At 68.4% G+C, this 14,952-nt stretch carries 13 protein-coding genes and 1 tRNA gene; 5 read left to right on the forward strand and 9 right to left on the reverse strand.

All coding sequences use genetic code 11. The features are described from left to right. Window positions 1-67: 67 nt before the first annotated feature. A complete protein-coding gene (locus J2851_RS25170) occupies window positions 68-370 on the forward strand; it encodes an STAS domain-containing protein (RefSeq protein ID WP_209769725.1) in 303 nt (100 codons plus the stop codon). Window positions 371-447: 77 nt separating this feature from the next. Here J2851_RS25170 and J2851_RS25175 read toward each other — a convergent pair. Further along, window positions 448-534: transfer RNA gene (locus tag J2851_RS25175), tRNA-Leu, on the reverse strand. Between the two features lie 124 nt (window positions 535-658). Here J2851_RS25175 and lipB point away from each other — a divergent pair. Then, window positions 659-1,378 carry a lipoyl(octanoyl) transferase LipB gene (gene lipB / locus J2851_RS25180; protein WP_246500918.1) on the forward strand — a complete coding sequence of 240 codons (720 nt, stop codon included), beginning with the start codon at window positions 659-661 and terminating at the stop codon, window positions 1,376-1,378. Between the two features lie 34 nt (window positions 1,379-1,412). Here lipB and J2851_RS25185 read toward each other — a convergent pair whose 3' ends face one another. The 4 genes from J2851_RS25185 to J2851_RS25200 form a co-directional block, all read right to left on the reverse strand. Further along, a complete protein-coding gene (locus J2851_RS25185) occupies window positions 1,413-1,898 on the reverse strand; it encodes a hypothetical protein (protein WP_246500919.1) in 486 nt (161 codons plus the stop codon). A gap of 186 nt (window positions 1,899-2,084) precedes the next feature. Continuing rightward, the gene (locus J2851_RS25190) at window positions 2,085-2,402 is read right to left on the reverse strand and encodes an acylphosphatase (RefSeq protein WP_209769726.1); all 318 of its coding nucleotides are present in this window, start codon (window positions 2,400-2,402) and stop codon (window positions 2,085-2,087) included. Continuing rightward, window positions 2,395-2,655: a 2TM domain-containing protein gene (locus tag J2851_RS36005; protein ID WP_209769727.1), complete on the reverse strand. Its 261-nt coding sequence runs from the start codon at window positions 2,653-2,655 to the stop codon at window positions 2,395-2,397. The genes J2851_RS25190 and J2851_RS36005 overlap by 8 nt, the downstream gene beginning before the upstream one ends. Next, entirely contained in the window at window positions 2,652-4,364 is a 1,713-nt protein-coding gene (locus J2851_RS25200) for a long-chain-fatty-acid--CoA ligase (protein WP_209769728.1), read from the reverse strand. The genes J2851_RS36005 and J2851_RS25200 overlap by 4 nt, the downstream gene beginning before the upstream one ends. Window positions 4,365-4,662: 298 nt before the next feature. Here J2851_RS25200 and J2851_RS36390 point away from each other — a divergent pair, with 298 nt between their 5' ends. Both J2851_RS36390 and J2851_RS25210 read left to right on the forward strand, forming a co-directional pair. Continuing rightward, window positions 4,663-5,223, forward strand: coding sequence for a cold-shock protein (locus J2851_RS36390; protein WP_209769729.1), 561 nt, complete (start codon window positions 4,663-4,665; stop codon window positions 5,221-5,223). An 11-nt stretch (window positions 5,224-5,234) separates the two neighbouring features. Next, a complete protein-coding gene (locus J2851_RS25210) occupies window positions 5,235-5,903 on the forward strand; it encodes a chemotaxis protein (protein WP_209769730.1) in 669 nt (222 codons plus the stop codon). 134 nt (window positions 5,904-6,037) lie between these two features. On the opposite strand, the gene J2851_RS25215 is transcribed toward J2851_RS25210, so the two are convergent. Continuing rightward, entirely contained in the window at window positions 6,038-7,081 is a 1,044-nt protein-coding gene (locus J2851_RS25215; RefSeq protein ID WP_209769731.1) for a serine hydrolase domain-containing protein, read from the reverse strand. An 86-nt stretch (window positions 7,082-7,167) separates the two neighbouring features. Further along, a complete protein-coding gene (gene ppdK / locus J2851_RS25220; protein ID WP_209769908.1) occupies window positions 7,168-9,861 on the reverse strand; it encodes a pyruvate, phosphate dikinase in 2,694 nt (897 codons plus the stop codon). Window positions 9,862-10,319: 458 nt separating this feature from the next. Here ppdK and J2851_RS25225 point away from each other — a divergent pair, with 458 nt between their 5' ends. Next, a complete protein-coding gene (locus J2851_RS25225; RefSeq protein ID WP_209769733.1) occupies window positions 10,320-11,591 on the forward strand; it encodes an esterase/lipase family protein in 1,272 nt (423 codons plus the stop codon). 82 nt (window positions 11,592-11,673) lie between these two features. Here J2851_RS25225 and J2851_RS25230 read toward each other — a convergent pair whose 3' ends face one another. Together J2851_RS25230 and glyS are read right to left on the reverse strand one after the other, a co-directional pair. Next, the gene (locus tag J2851_RS25230) at window positions 11,674-12,537 is read right to left on the reverse strand and encodes a DUF2189 domain-containing protein (RefSeq protein WP_209769735.1); all 864 of its coding nucleotides are present in this window, start codon (window positions 12,535-12,537) and stop codon (window positions 11,674-11,676) included. A gap of 327 nt (window positions 12,538-12,864) precedes the next feature. Next, window positions 12,865-14,952 (reverse strand): glycine--tRNA ligase subunit beta, encoded by a 2,088-nt coding sequence (gene glyS, locus J2851_RS25235; protein WP_209769737.1) that lies wholly within the window; start codon window positions 14,950-14,952, stop codon window positions 12,865-12,867.

Here is a 14,952-nt window from a genome sequence, read left to right on the forward strand (position 1 = left end):
GCAATGCTTGCGCTTGCGGAAAAGTTAGGGCACCCATAATAGGGTTCCCCAGCCAGCGGACGGACCGATGGAATACGCCTACACCGAGGTCGACGGCCAGGAAGGCATTCTGCTGTCGGGGCGTTTCACCTACGACGACAGCCCCAAGTTCCACGCCATGCTGGCGGATTGGGACGTCGCCGCCCGCCCGGACGTGCACCTGGACCTGCGCTACCTGACGTTCCTGGATTCCACGGCCATCGGCATGCTGTTCATCCTGGCGAACCGCTGCCGCGACGCCAAGGGACAGGTGGTGATCCACAACGCGCAACCATACCTCGTGCAGACCCTGCGCCGCGTGGCGCTGGACCAGTACGTCACCTTCCGCTGAAGGAAGGGCCAGGACGCGAAAAAGCCCGCTCGGCCGTTCGGCCTGCGGGCTTTTCGAAGTGTCCCAGCGATGTGGGATGGTGCGGTCGAGAAGACTCGAACTTCCACGGCATCTCTGCCACAGCGACCTCAACGCTGCGCGTCTACCAATTCCGCCACGACCGCACGAGGCTGGTAGCACCATTGACAGGATTGCTCTTGCCAACAGGTGGAGCGGGGGAATACCAGATCCCCAACGCCCGATCAAGCGGCGTCTCGCGCAGCCCGTCAAGAAAGTCTCCGTTCCGTCATGAGCGACCTGCACCAGACCGACCCGAACGCCCTCGCGACCGCCGCTGCCCCCATCGCTGATGGCATCGAATGGCGGATCAGCGACACGCCCGTCCCCTACCCGGACGCCCTGGCGGAAATGGAGGCGCGCGTGGAAGCCATCCGGGCCGGAACCGCGCCGGAACTGGTCTGGCTGCTGGAGCACCCGCCGCTCTACACCGCCGGCACCAGCGCCCGCCGGGAGGACCTGCTGGAGCCCGACCGCTTCCCCGTCTACGACGCCGGTCGCGGCGGCCAGTTCACCTACCATGGGCCCGGCCAGCGCGTGGCCTATGTGATGCTGGACCTGAAGAAGCGCGGCGCCGACATCCGGGCCTTCGTCCACGACCTGGAGGAGTGGCTGATCCGCACGCTGGCCGCCTTCAACATCAGGGGGGAGCGGCGCGAGGGCCGCGTCGGCATCTGGGTCGACAAGCGCCCCTACGGCGGCGCTCCGGGCCAGGAGGACAAGATCGCCGCCATCGGCGTGCGGGTGCGGCGCTGGGTCAGCTTCCACGGCGTCGCCCTGAACGTGGAGCCGGACCTGTCCCACTTCTCCGGCATCGTGCCCTGCGGGATCAGCGAGCATGGCGTGACGTCCATGGTGGCGCTGGGCCACCTGGTGACCATGGAGGATGTGGACGCGGCGCTGATCGCGAGCTTCGCCGAGGTGTTCGGCGACGGGCCGGCGGAGGGTTGACGCCGCCGTTGGTTGGCGTGTGGCTCCACCCAACCTACGGTTTCTTCTTTGCAAGCGCTTCGCCGTCGTTGAGGATGCGCAGGTCCTCGTTGGTGATGGAGACCACCGTGCAGCCGGTCGAGTCGCCGTTGCGGAACAGGTAGATCAGCTTGCGGTTGGCCTGCTTCTTCGGGTCGTAGAGGTTCAGCCCGTGGCCGAAGGCGACGCCCAGCACGTCGCCCTTGAAGATGGCCCGGAAGCGCATGGGCATCACCTCCCGGAACGTCCGGGCGGCGCAGAGGTCGCTCAGCGCCTTTTCGAAGCGTCCGGCCTTGCGCCAGTCCTGGGTGGAGCGGATCGTCACCCACTGCGGCGGCAGCGGGTAGCGCACAACCGGCGGGGCCAGCGGCAGGTCGTAGCCACCGGGCGGCACGGGCGGCTGGTGCCCGTCCTCCGTCCGGTTCAGCGGGCTGTCGGCCAGCGCGGGTAGCGCCGCGAGGATGGCCGCGGCGGCGAGGAGCACCGGGGAACACCGCGTCATGTTGTGCGATCCGAGCAGTGGCTGAATTGCCAGGGGCTTTCACCACAAAGACACAAAGAACACTAAGAATTTCACAAAGGGGCGTCGGCCGACAGGCTGGCGCGCCGGCTTATCGACAGCTCTTTGTGAAAATCTTTGTGCCTTTGTGTCTTTGTGGTGAATCGTCTCCAGCCCGACAACGTTCCATCACAGCGTCCCGCGCTGCTCGAACGGCAGGGAGCCCGGGTCGCGGGCGGACTCAATGGCGATGTCGCGGACGATGGCGGCGGAGGGGCCGCGGCGGCAGGCCTCCAGCATGCGGTCCACAGCGTCAGGCGGGCCGGCGAACAGCGCCTCCACCGTGCCGTCGCTGCGGTTGCGCACCCAGCCGTCGAGGCCGAAGGCGGTCGCGGTGTCCACGGTCCAGCCGCGGTACCACACCCCCTGCACCTTGCCGTGGATGCGGGCCAGCACCGCCTTGCGTTCGGTGCGGCCCGTTCCGGGCTTGGCCCCAGATTCAGCCATGTCCAGGCTCCGTATCGTTCTTGCGTCCCCACCACCCCATCACATAGGCCGCGTGGAGCGCCAGAGGGGCTCCCCAGGCGACCAGGGGGAAGAGGAACCAAGGATAGCCGGGATCCAGCACCGCGTTCACCGGCACCAGCACCACCATCACGATGAAATAGGCGATCAGGTGGTTGAGGAAACCGCGCAAGCGGCGACGCCTCACCGCGTCGTCGGGCGACGCCTCACCCTTCGGTGAGTCGGGATAGGTCACGCCGCACCCCCGGCGCCGTCGCGGCGCGCCGCCTCCTCGTCCAGCAGGGCCTTGCGGGACAGCTTGCCGATCATGGTCTTGGGCAGCTGGTCGCGGAACTCGATCACCTTGGGCATTTCGATGGGCGACAGCTTGTCCTTCAGGAAGTCGATCAGCTCCTCGCGGGTCAGGGTCTTGCCCTCGTCCACGCGGATGTAGGCCTTCACCGTCTGGCCGCGGTATTCGTCGGGCAGGCCGGCCACCACGCATTCGGCCACGGCCGGGTGCAGGTAGATCGCCTCCTCCACGTTGCGTGGGTAGACGTTGAAGCCGCTGCACAGGATCATGTCCTTGATGCGGTCCACGATGAAGGTGTAGCCGTCCTCGTCCATGTAGCCGACGTCGCCGGTGTGCAGGCGCCCGTCGACCAGAGTCATGGCGGTCTCCTCCGGCTTCTTCCAATAGCCCTGCATCACCTGCGGGCCGCGGATGCAGACCTCCCCCTTCTCGCCGGGCGGCAGCACGCGGCGCGGCTCCTCCAGGCTGACGATCTCGATCACCGTGCCGGGCAGCGGCAGGCCGATGGAGCCGGCCTTGCCCGGCGCCGTCATCGGGTTGCCGGTGGCCACCGGCGAGGATTCCGACAGGCCGTAGCCTTCCACCAGCACGCAGCCGGTCGTCCGCTCGAAGGCCTGCTTCACCTCCACCGGCAGGGGCGCGCCGCCGGAGAAGCAGAAGCGGACGCAGGAGAGGTCGTACTTTTCCAGGTGCTTGTGATGGTTGATGGCGGTGTAGATGGTCGGCACCGCGGGGAACAGGGTCGGCCGCTTCTTGTGGATGGTCTCCATCACCTCGTCCAGGTTGAAGCGCGGGAGCATGACGATCTCCGCCCCCAGCCGGATGCTGAGGTTCATCACCACCGTCATGGCGAAGACGTGGAAGAAGGGCAGCACGCCCAGCATCCGCTCCTCCCCCGGCTTGGCGCCGACGAACCACAGCCGGCACTGCTCCGTGTTGGCGGTGAGGTTGGCGTGGGTCAGCATCGCCCCCTTCGGCACGCCCGTCGTGCCGCCGGTGTATTGCAGGACGGCGATGTCCTTGTCCGGATCGACCGTCACAGGCTGCGGCCGCCCGTCGTTGGCGACCAGCCGCTTGAAGGGCAGGTGCCGGTCGTCGGCGGGGATGCGCGCCACCTCCGCCCGCTTGGCGATGGGGAACAGCCAGTTCTTCGGGAAGGGCAGGATGTCGGCCATCGGGCAGACGACCAGCCGCTTCAGCCGCGATTCGGCCAGCATGCGGGCCATCTTGTCGTAGAGGACCTTCAGGTCGAGCGTGACCATCATCTCCACGCCGCTGTCGGCGATCTGGTGCTGCAACTCCCGCTCCGCGTAGAGGGGGTTGAAGTTCACCACGATGCCGCCGGCCTTCAACACGGCGAAGAAACAGATCACGTAGTAGGGGGTGTTGGGCAGGAACAGGCCGACGCGCACGCCCTTCCCCACCCCGGCGGCCTGGAAGCCCTTGGCCGCGCGGTCCACCAGGGCGGCGATCTCCGCGTAGCTGCTGCGCTTGCCCAGGAAGTCCAGCATCGGCCGCGCGGCGAAGCGGGCCGCCGAGTCGTCGAACAGGGCCGTCAGGGGTTGCGCCGGCAGCGGCGCGTTCCAGTCCACCTCCGGCGGATAGCCGTGTTCCCAGAGATGCTCTGACAGGTTGCGGGCCGCTTCACCCATGCGCTTCTCCCTCATCGTTCTTTGTGCGTCCCTTTTTTTCCGGCGCCCCGGACGCAGGGGTTTTGCGCCGATTGTAACCGCTCTTTGGGCGAAATGGTCCGCCGACTTTGGGGCCGCAAGACCGCCAACGACCGCCGCAGGCATCGCCACAGGGGGTTGAAGGAAAAATTACACTGGTGACCCTATTGTTGATGTGGCTAAATTCTTCGCGGCGGGCCCCCGGCAGAACGCACCGGGAAGGATCGGCATCGCCGGAGCGGCATGACCGCGCGATGCCTTGGCCGAAGGATACCAGCCCTTGTCCCGGTACGACCCCACCCCGCCCTTCTCCGGCCCGCCCTTCTCCGGACCATCGCTCAGCGAAGGCGCCCGCACGCGGGCCACCGTCCGATGGTTCAACGCCGCCAAGGGCTTCGGCTTCGTGTCGCCGGAGGACGGGACGGGGGACGCCTTCCTCCACATCTCCGTCCTGAACCGCATCGGCCGGCACGAGATCGGCGACGGGGCGGAGCTTCTGTGCCAGATCCTGCCGGGCGGCAAGGGCCCGCAGGTCGCCCACATCCTGGAGGTGGTGAGCGAGGGCGTGGTCGGCGGTGCCGGGCAGCAGCAACAGCCGGCGGCGGACCGGCGCGCGGCGCCCACCGGGCCGGAGACGGAGGTCACCGGCACCGTGAAGTGGTTCAAGCCGGAGCAGGGCTTCGGCTTCGTGACCGCCGACGACGGCGCCAAGGACGTGTTCGTGCACAAGAGCGTGCTGCGCCGCTGCAACCTGCTGGAGCTGGAGACGGGCCAGCGCGTGCACCTGCGGGTGCGGGAGGCGCCGAAGGGCCGCGAGGCCTCCTGGGTCGTCCTGCTGTAGCGCTGACGATCATGACGCGTGGCGGACTGAATCCTTTCCAGCACACCGGCGGCTTCGACGGCACGGTTGACCGGCGAACCGCGGCCGACGGGCTGCGGGCGGACGGCAGCTTCTTCGATCCGGAGTTCCAGGCCTATGTGGTGCCGGTGGTGCTGGGCCATCACCGCATCTCCAGCCGCGCCGACGACATGCTGGTGACGACGCTGGGATCCTGCGTCGCCGCCTGCATCCACGATCCCGTGGCGCTAGTCGGTGGCATGAACCACTTCCTGCTGCCGGGGTCCCCGGTCGGGGACGGCTTCGGCGTCGCCACCCGCTATGGCAGCGTGGCGATGGAGCGGCTGATCAACGACCTGCTGGCCCGCGGCGCGCGGCGCGAGCGGCTGGAGGTGAAGCTGTTCGGCGGCGCCCGCGTCATCGAGACCAGCCTGGACGTGGGCGCGGCCAACCGGGATTTCGCCCTGGACTATGTGCGGCGGGAGGGGCTGGCGCTCGCCGGCGAGGATCTGGGCGGCCCGGCCGGCCGCCGCGTGCATTTCTTCCCCACCACCGGCAAGGCCTTCCGCCGCCTGCTGCGGCCGGAAACCGAACGCGAGACGGTGCACCAGGAGCTGGACTTCCTGAAGGCGCTGAAAGGCACTGCCGTGGAGGGGGAGATGGAGCTGTTCGACCGGGGTTAGGCGCAGGGTTGTCGCACTGGGCCCCCACCCTAACCCTCCCCCATCTTCGACGGGGGAGGGAACTCCGCCGCTCCGATGCCAAAACCCCTCCCCCGCGAAGTGGGGGAGGATGGGTGGGGGCCCAGCGCCAGGGCTTACCGCGGGGACCGCAGCGCGTCCGCGGCTTCCATCACCATCCATTCGGCTTGGTCGCCGTCCTCGCCGTCGGTGAAGACGGCGATGGTCAGGGGTGTGGGGCCGGGGAAATGGTAGGCCGTGGGGGTGCAGCCCGGGCCGCCGCCGGTGTGGCCCCAGCAGGGGCCGGCCTGCGGGTCGCGCTCCACCATCAGGCCGAGGCCGTAGCCGGGCTCCACCCAGGGGCGGCCGCGCATCTGGCCGGGGACGGGCCATGAACTCACCATGCGGGCGGCAAGTTGGGGAGCCAGCAGGCCGGCGGTGAAGAGGCCGTGCAGCAGGCGGGCGGTGTCGAGCGCGGTGGCGGCGACCACGCCGTGCGATACCCAGCCGGGGTGGTAGAGGCCGGCCACGGCGACCGGCGGGCCGTCGCCGCCCAGATAGGGGCTAGGGCCGAGGTGGAGGCCGGCGAGGTCGGCGCGGGTCGTGGGAACGGACCAGTCGGTCAGGCCGAGGGGGCCGAACAGCTCCCGCTCCAGCAGGGCGGCGAAGGACAGGCCGGAGGCGCGCTCCAGCAGGCGCTTCACCAGCAGGTAGCCGATGTTGGAGTAGGAGAATTGCTGCCCCGGCGGGGCGAAGGGCTCGGCGGCGCGGCAGCGGGCGAGGAACTCGTCCTCCGTCCAGGGCTCCGCGCCGGCGCGGACGGCGGCGTGGTACGTGGGCATGCCGCCGTAGTTGTAGAGGCCGGCCCGGTGCGACAGCAGGTCGGCCAGGGTCAGGCGGGCGGCGGGGGCGAAGTCCGGCAGCCAGCGGTCCAGCGGCGCGTCGAGGTCGATTTCGCCCCGGCCGGCCAGGCGCAGGGCGGCCGCCGCGGCCATGGTCTTGGTGATGCTGTAGGTCAGGAACCGGGCGGTCGGGGCCGGGGGCGCTTCCCCCGCGCGGGCGAAGCCGGTGGTCCAGAAGCGGTCGCCGGAGCAGGCGGCCAGCACGGCGGTCCGGGCGGCGGTGGGGCCGGAGCCCTCCTCCAGGAGGGTCGTGAGGCGGGAAGCGGCTTCATCAAACATTCGAACACCCCCTCCCCTCGCTTCGTGCGCGAAAGGCAGTCCGAAAAGACGAAGGCCCCCGGAGAGGGGGCCTTCGCTGTGTCAGGTCAGTCGCGCTTGACCGTGTCGGCGGCCAGAGCCGCCTGGGCGGCGGCCAGACGCGCGATCGGCACGCGGTAGGGCGAGCAGGACACGTAGTCGAGCCCGACCTTCTCGCAGAAGGAGATGGAGGCCGGGTCGCCGCCATGCTCGCCGCAGATGCCGAGCTTGATGTTCGGGCGGACCTTGCGGCCGCGCTCCGTGGCGATGGCGATCAGCTCGCCGACGCCGTCCTGGTCGAGCGTCTGGAACGGGTCGTGCTCCAGGATGCCCTGGCGCTGGTACTCCGGCAGGAAGGCGCCGGCGTCGTCGCGCGACAGGCCGAAGGTGGTCTGGGTCAGGTCGTTCGTGCCGTAGGAGAAGAACTCCGCCGACTCGGCGATCTCACCGGCCTTCAGGGCGGCGCGCGGCAGCTCGATCATGGTGCCGACCATGTATTCGAACGTGACGCCCGTCGACTCCATGACCTCCTTGGCGACGCGGTCCACGACGGCCTTGAGGATGTCCAGCTCCTTCTTGGTGCCGATGAGCGGGATCATGACCTCCGGCATCACCGTCTCGCCCGTGGTCTTGCAGACTTCGGCGGCCGCGCTGAAGATGGCGCGGGCCTGCATCTCGTAGATCTCGGGGTAGGTGATGCCGAGGCGGCAGCCGCGGTGGCCGAGCATCGGGTTGGCCTCGTGCAGCTGAACCACGCGGTGGTTCACCCGCAGCAGGTCGGTGCCGGTGGCCTTGGCGACCTCCTCCATCTCCGCGTCGGTGTTCGGCAGGAACTCGTGCAGCGGCGGGTCGAGCAGGCGGATGGTGACCGGCAGGCCGGACATGATCGTGAACAGCTCGACGAAGTCCTTCTTCTGGAAGGGCTCCAGCTTCGCCAGCGCGGCGCGGCGGCCAGCCTCGTTCTCCGCCAGGATCATCTCGCGCACCGCCAGGATGCGGTCCGGGTCGAAGAACATGTGCTCGGTGCGCGACAGGCCGATGCCCTCCGCGCCGAACTTCCGCGCGGTGCGGGCGTCGAGCGGGGTTTCCGCGTTGGTGCGGATCTTCATGCGGCGGATGCCGTCAGCCCAGCCCATCAGCGTGGCGAAGTCGCCCGACAGTTCCGGCTGGATGGTCGGGACTTCGCCCAGCATCACCTCGCCGGTCGAACCGTCGATGGTGAGGATGTCGCCTTCCTTCACCGTCAGGCCGCGCACCATCATGATCTTCGACTTGTAGTCGATACGCAGGTCGCCCGCACCCGACACGCAGGCGCGGCCCATGCCGCGAGCCACGACGGCCGCGTGGCTGGTCATGCCGCCGCGGGTCGTCAGGATGCCGCGGGCCGCGTGCATGCCGTGGATGTCTTCCGGCGACGTCTCGATGCGGCAGAGGATGACCGACTCGCCCTGGCCGGCCTGGGTCTCCGCCTCGTCGGCGGTGAAGACGACCTTGCCCGAGGCCGCACCCGGCGACGCCGGCAGGCCCTTGGCGATGACCTTGCGGTCGGCCTTCGGGTCGAGCGTCGGGTGCAGCAGCTGGTCGAGCGAGGCCGGGTCGATGCGGCGCACGGCTTCGGCCTGGTCGATCAGGCCTTCGTTGGCCAGATCAACGGCGATCTTCAGCGCGGCCGGGGCCGTGCGCTTGCCGTTGCGGGTCTGCAGCATGAACAGCTTGTTCTGCTGGACCGTGAACTCGATGTCCTGCATGTCGCGGTAGTGCTTCTCCAGCTTGAGGCGAACCTCGTTCAGCTGGTTGAAGACCTCCGGCATGACCTCTTCCATGGCGGGGAGGTCGGACTTGTTGGCGAGCTTGCCGGCGATGGTCAGGTGCTGCGGCGTGCGGATGCCGGCCACCACGTCCTCGCCCTGGGCGTTGACGAGGTATTCGCCGTAGAAGGCGTTCTCGCCGGTGGACGGGTTGCGGGTGAAGGCCACGCCGGTGGCGCAGTCGTTGCCCATGTTGCCGAACACCATGCACTGCACGTTGACCGCGGTGCCCCAGCTGGCCGGGATGTCGTGCAGCTTGCGGTAGGTGATGGCGCGGGCGTTCATCCAGGAGCCGAACACGGCGCCGACGGCGCCCCACAGCTGCTCCTGCACGTCCTGCGGGAAGGGCTTGCCGAGTTCATGCTCGACCGCCTTCTTGTAGTCCTCGATGACCGCCTGCCAGTCCTCGGCCGACAGGTCGGTGTCGAGGTTGTGGCTCTTGTCGCGCTTGTGGTTGTCCAGGATCTCTTCAAAGTGGTGGTGGTCGACGTCCAGCACCACGTTCGAGTACATCTGGATGAAGCGGCGGTAGCTGTCGTACGCGAATCGGGCGTCGCCCGAGCGCTTGGCGAGGCCCGCGGCCGTCGCGTCGTTCAGGCCGAGGTTCAGCACCGTGTCCATCATGCCCGGCATGGAGGCGCGGGCGCCGGAGCGCACCGACACCAGCAGCGGGTTGGCCGGGTCGCCGAAGCTGGCGTCCATGGCCTTCTCCAGCCGCTTCACCGCCGTTTCCACCTGGCTCTTCAGCTCCGGCGGATAGTTGCGGCCGTTGGCATAGAAGTACGTGCAGACCTCTGTGGTGATGGTGAAGCCCGGAGGAACCGGAAGTCCCAGGTTGGCCATCTCGGCCAGATTGGCACCCTTGCCGCCGAGGAGATTCTTCATGTCCGCGCGGCCTTCGGTGGCACCGGCCCCGAAGCTGTAGACCCACTTGCTGTCGCCCTGGCTCGCCATCGTGAAATCCTCGTTCACCTCTATGGTCGTCCGGCCGTCGGCTGCGCGCGTCACCGATGGACGCGTGTCCATCTGGTATGACCGCGCAACCGCATCCGATGGTGACCTTCTATCTCCCCGCGGAAGGAGAACACAAGACGATCCGTTGCATAGCGTGAGCGCGACCGTGCGTATCCGTTTTGTGTCACACCGAATCCGATGGATCCGTCCATAAGGGGTGGAGCCCACGAATTCGCGATTGCTCCCACCCTGTCCCTCCCTCCGCTGGGGGGGAAGGGAACGCACATCGGCCCTGCCCCGCCCGGCGGGAGGGTTGGGGGAAACCCTTGAGACGCCCGGCGCATCGATATGCACCCATCGGTCGACTCTCGTCGACATTTGTCAACTTTGTTGGATTGAGTGCGGTAAATTGCTTCGATAAAGGATATATCGCAACAATACTACAATCGGAGGCTTCAATGTCGGGAACCGCGACGGTCATCGTTTTCGTTCCGGGGACGACCGCGTCGGAACTGTACGACGGCACCACCAACGTGTGGCCGAACGTCATGAACAGCGATGACGGCATCGCCCAGAAGCTGGAAGACGCCTACGACGTGCTGAACGTCGGCAACCTGGCCGTCGGAAACGTCGTCTCCTCCTACCCGCTGTCGAGCACGGAACAGGTCGCGTGCTACGGCAGCCTGCTCAGCTACCTGACGACCGCGTCCAACTTCCAGAGCGGCACGGCCTTCACCACCTTCACCTACAACACGGCGGTGCAGACCAACAGCACGCCGGTGCCGGTGTCCGACCTGCTGTTCTACATGGTCCCCTACGACTGGCGTCAGGACAACATGGCCTCGGCGAACTGGCTGTCCGGCGCGATTTCCTACCTGGACGCCGCCTACAAGGCCCAGGACCAGGCCTACAACCTGTACCTCGTCGGCCACAGCATGGGCGGGCTGGTCTGCCGCGGGATGCTGGAATCGGGCATCGTCTCGTCGTCGACGAGCTGGTGGAGCAACCTGCAGTCGCTGACCACGCTGGCCACGCCGCACCTGGGCGCGCCGCTGGCCCTGTCGGCGATCCTGGGGACGCTGGCCGACACCATGTCCCTGCCCTGGTACGCCAAGCTGTTCGTGAACTGGTTCCTGCAGGAGGCCGTGGACAGCAAGGGCTTCCCGTCCACCTACGAGCTGCTGCCGCCGGATCTGGCGGCCCCGAACCAGCAGCTGTTCGTTCAGGGCACCGGGGACGACGCCACGAAACTGTACGACATCTATGACGCCGGCGAGACCGTCTTCCAGGCCGTGCTGGCGCTGAAGGGCCTCAAGACCGGCGTGCTGGCCGAGACGAAGACCTTCTTCGGCAACCTGAACTACACGGCCAAGCCGCCGAAGCCCTACTATTGCTTTGCCGGTATCGACATGGCGACCTGCGCCGACAGCGGGTCGGACTATGCCTTCACCTTCAACGGGATCGACGCGATCACGGCGCAGACCACCCAGAACAGCGGCGACACCGTGGTTCCGGCGGAAAGCGCCAGCTTCGCCACCAACGCCGCGAACGTGGCGGTGACGACCTTCAGCGGCTACAACCACGGCCATATGGGCGGCAGCGACATGGCGGACTACCCGAACGCCATCGTCACCATGCTGGCGCTGGCCGGCGTGAAGGTGGTGTCGACCGCCGACGCGGTGGCGCAGGCCGCGGCGGAGCCGGACATCGCCGAACACGCCTTCGTCTGACGGCGTCGTGTGACGGCCCCAAGGCGGGTGCCGGGCGGGGGATCCCAGTCCCCTGCCCGTCCCGCCTCTTCCGAGAGCCCGGTCAGTCCGGCACCAGCCGGCGGTAAAGGTGCCAGGTTCCGTGCCCCAGCACCGGCATGACGATGGCGAGCCCGACAAAGGCCGGGATCGAGCCGAGGATCAGGGCCCCGACGACGATCAGCCCCCACAGCGCCATGGGCTCCGGGTTCTTCAGGGTGGCGCGGACCGAAGTGCGGATGGCCATCGCCACGCCGACGCGGCGGTCGAGCAGCAGCGGGAAGCTGACCACGCTGATCGCCAGCACCACGGCCGCGAACAGGAATCCCACCCCGCAGCCGAGGATGATCATCGCCCAGCCGGCGCGGGTGGTGATGGTCTGGTCCAGGAAGGCGCCGACGGTGTCGGGAGCCTGCGGCCCGATCGTCGCCATGTAGATCAGCTGCGCCGCGACCAGCCAGAGCAGGAAGATCGCGGTCAGGATCAGCCCCATCACCAGAACCGCGCCGAAGGCCGGCGAGGCCGCCACGCCGAAGGCGTCGGCCCAGGTGACGGTGGCCCCCTGCTCCCGCCGCCGGCTCATCTCGTAGAGGCCGATCGCCGCGAAGGGGCCGATCAGCGTGAAGCCGGAGGCCAGCGGGAACAGCAGGTGCAAGGCATCGCCGTTGAACACCGCGACCGCCAGCACGAGGCCGACCAGCGGATAGATCAGGCACAGGAAAAAAACGTCGGTGCGGTAGGCCGCGAAGTCCTGAAGCCCCTTCGCCAGCGCGTCGCGCAGGTCGGCGGTGCGGATGCGGCGCACCGTCGGCTCGTAGGCGCTGCGGTCCTCGCCGGTCGGCGAGACGGCGTGGCTCGCCTCGGCCACGGCGTGCGACCAGACTTTGAAATGGGCTGCGCCCCATTCAGCCGGGTTTCGGATGGTCATGCCCGTTCCTCCCGAACAGTTCGTCCGAGGGGCCGCGCGCCTGTGGTTGGATCCGTTGGTGTGGCCGGTCGCTTCAGTCCGGCGATCGGTCACGGAACGGCCGCGACCCGACATGGGGACGGATCATACGCCGTCGAATGTTTGATGGCTGGACAATTTGGGGGAGGTGGGGAGTGGGACGTGGTCGCGTAGGGCCCCCCTCCCAACCTCCCCCCACTTCGCGGGGGGAGGGGCTTTGTCGCGGAGCGGCGGAGTTCCCTCCCCCGTCGGAGATGGGGGAGGGTTAGGGTGGGGGCCCTACGCGACCACCCTCCCCTACACCGCCGATCACCCCTCAATCCGCGAGAAATCCGCCACGGCGTTCAGCGTGGCGCGGATTTGGCTCAGCAGGCGCAGGCGGTTGGCGCGCAGGTCGGCCTGCTCGGCGTTCACCGTCACCTTGTCGAAGAAGGCGTCCACCGGGCCGCGCAGGCGGGCGAGCGCCCCCATGGTGCCGGTGAAGTCCTCCTGCGCCAGCAGCGGCTTGGCCGTCGCCGCGGCGTCGGTCAGGGCGCCGTAGAGGTCCTTTTCCTCCGCCAGCGTCAGCAGGGCCGGGTCGACCGGCTGGTCGTAGGCCTTGCCGTCCTTCTTCTCCTCGATGCGGACGATGTTGCTGGCGCGCTTGTAGGCAGCCAGCAGGTTCGCCCCCTCCTCGGAGCCGACGAAGGCCTGCAACGCCGTCACGCGGGCGAGCAGGCGGACGAGGTCGTCCTCACCACCCAGCGCGAACACCGCGTCGATCAAGTCGTGGCGCACACCCTGGTCGCGCAGCGTGACCTTCAGGCGATCGGCGAAGAAGGCCATGAGGTCCGACGCCACCGAATCGGCCGCGGCGAAGCCGCCGACGCCGTAGGCACCGTGGGCGGCCTTGAAGACCTGGGCGAGGTTCAGCCGCAGGCCGTTCTCCAGGATCAGGCGGATGATGCCCAAGGCCGCGCGGCGGAGCGCGTAGGGGTCCTTGGAGCCCGTGGGCTTCTCGTCGATGGCGAAGAAGCCGACCAGCGTGTCCAGCTTGTCGGCCAGCGCCACAGCGACCGACACCGGGGCCTTCGGGCAGCTGTCGGACGGGCCCAGCGGCTTGTAATGCTCGGCGATGGCCTCGGCGACCACCGGGTTCTCGCCCTCGCCCAGGGCGTAGTAGCGGCCCATGATGCCCTGGACCTCGGGGAACTCGCCGACCACTTCGGTCACGAGGTCCGCCTTGGACAGCAGCGCGGCGCGGGTGGCCGCATCGGCGTCGGCGCCGATGGCGCGGGCGATCTCCGCCGCCAGGATCTGCACGCGGGTGACCTTCTCCGCCACCGTGCCGAGCTTGGCGTGGAAGGTGATGGCGGCCAGCCGCGGGACGCGCTCCTCCAGCTTCGTCTTGCGGTCCTGGTCCCAGAAGAACTTGGCGTCGGACAGGCGGGCGCGCAGCACGCGCTCGTTGCCGGCGACGATGGCCTTGCCCCCGTCCGCCGTCTGGGTGTTGGCGACCACGACGAAGCGCGGGGCCATCTTCCCGGCCTTGTCCAGCAGCGCGAAATACTTCTGGTGCGTGCGCATGGAGGTGATCAGCACCTCCGACGGCACGTCCATGAACTTCTCGTCGATGGAGCCGACCAGCGCGACCGGCCATTCGACGAGGCCGGCGACCTCCTCCAGCAGCCCGTCGTCGGGCGACAGGGTCAGGCCTTCCTTGGCGGCGAGCGCCTCGGCGTCGGCCTTGATCTTGGCCTTGCGCTCTTCACGGTCCAGCACGACGTGCGCGGCGCGCAGCTTGGCCTTGTAGTCGGCGAAGTCGCTGACGGTGAAGCTGTCCGGCGACAGGAAACGGTGGCCGCGGGTGCTGTTGCCGAACACCAGCTTGCCCTGGCTGCCGCCGAGGTCGAAGGACCCTTCCAGGACCGTGCCGCCGAACAGCGCGATGATGGAGTGCAGCGGGCGCACCCAGCGCACCGTGCTGGTGCCCCAGCGCATGGACTTCGGCCAGGGGAAGTCGGCCATGACGGCCGGGATGATCTCCGCCAGCACCTCGGCCGTCGCGCGGCCCTTCTTCTCCGCCACGGCGAAGTAGAAGACGCCCTTGCCGGTGTCGCGCTGCTCGCACTGGTCGAGGCTGGTCAGGCCGGCGGACTTCAGGAAGCCGGCAACGGCCTGCTCCGGCGAGCCGACGCGCGGGCCCTTCTTCTCCTCGCGGACGTCGGCGGTGCGCTCGGCCAAGCCGTCGAGGACGAGGGTGAGGCGGCGGGGGGTGGAGTGGGCCTCGGCCTTGTCGAAAGACAGGCCGTTGGCGGCCAGCTTCTCGGTGACGAGGCGCTTGAGGTCGTCCGCCGCGCGCGCCTGCATGCGGGCCGGGATTTCCTCGGAGAAGAATTCGATCAGAAGTTCGGGCAT

The sequence above is a fragment of the Azospirillum rugosum genome (genome assembly GCF_017876155.1).
GTDB classification, from domain to species: domain Bacteria; phylum Pseudomonadota; class Alphaproteobacteria; order Azospirillales; family Azospirillaceae; genus Azospirillum; species Azospirillum rugosum.

What these genes read in the sequence shown, in the direction of transcription:
- J2851_RS25170 (WP_209769725.1), top strand. Translation starts at nt 68, where the DNA reads ATGGAATACGCCTACACCGAGGTCGACGGCCAGGAAGGCATTCTGCTG.
- lipB (WP_246500918.1), top strand. Translation starts at nt 659, where the DNA reads ATGAGCGACCTGCACCAGACCGACCCGAACGCCCTCGCGACCGCCGCT.
- J2851_RS25185 (WP_246500919.1), bottom strand. Translation starts at nt 1,898, where the DNA reads ATGACGCGGTGTTCCCCGGTGCTCCTCGCCGCCGCGGCCATCCTCGCG.
- J2851_RS25190 (WP_209769726.1), bottom strand. Translation starts at nt 2,402, where the DNA reads ATGGCTGAATCTGGGGCCAAGCCCGGAACGGGCCGCACCGAACGCAAG.
- J2851_RS25200 (WP_209769728.1), bottom strand. Translation starts at nt 4,364, where the DNA reads ATGGGTGAAGCGGCCCGCAACCTGTCAGAGCATCTCTGGGAACACGGC.
- J2851_RS25210 (WP_209769730.1), top strand. Translation starts at nt 5,235, where the DNA reads ATGACGCGTGGCGGACTGAATCCTTTCCAGCACACCGGCGGCTTCGAC.
- J2851_RS25215 (WP_209769731.1), bottom strand. Translation starts at nt 7,081, where the DNA reads ATGTTTGATGAAGCCGCTTCCCGCCTCACGACCCTCCTGGAGGAGGGC.
- ppdK (WP_209769908.1), bottom strand. Translation starts at nt 9,861, where the DNA reads ATGGCGAGCCAGGGCGACAGCAAGTGGGTCTACAGCTTCGGGGCCGGT.
- J2851_RS25225 (WP_209769733.1), top strand. Translation starts at nt 10,320, where the DNA reads ATGTCGGGAACCGCGACGGTCATCGTTTTCGTTCCGGGGACGACCGCG.
- J2851_RS25230 (WP_209769735.1), bottom strand. Translation starts at nt 12,537, where the DNA reads ATGACCATCCGAAACCCGGCTGAATGGGGCGCAGCCCATTTCAAAGTC.
- glyS (WP_209769737.1), bottom strand. Translation starts at nt 14,952, where the DNA reads ATGCCCGAACTTCTGATCGAATTCTTCTCCGAGGAAATCCCGGCCCGC.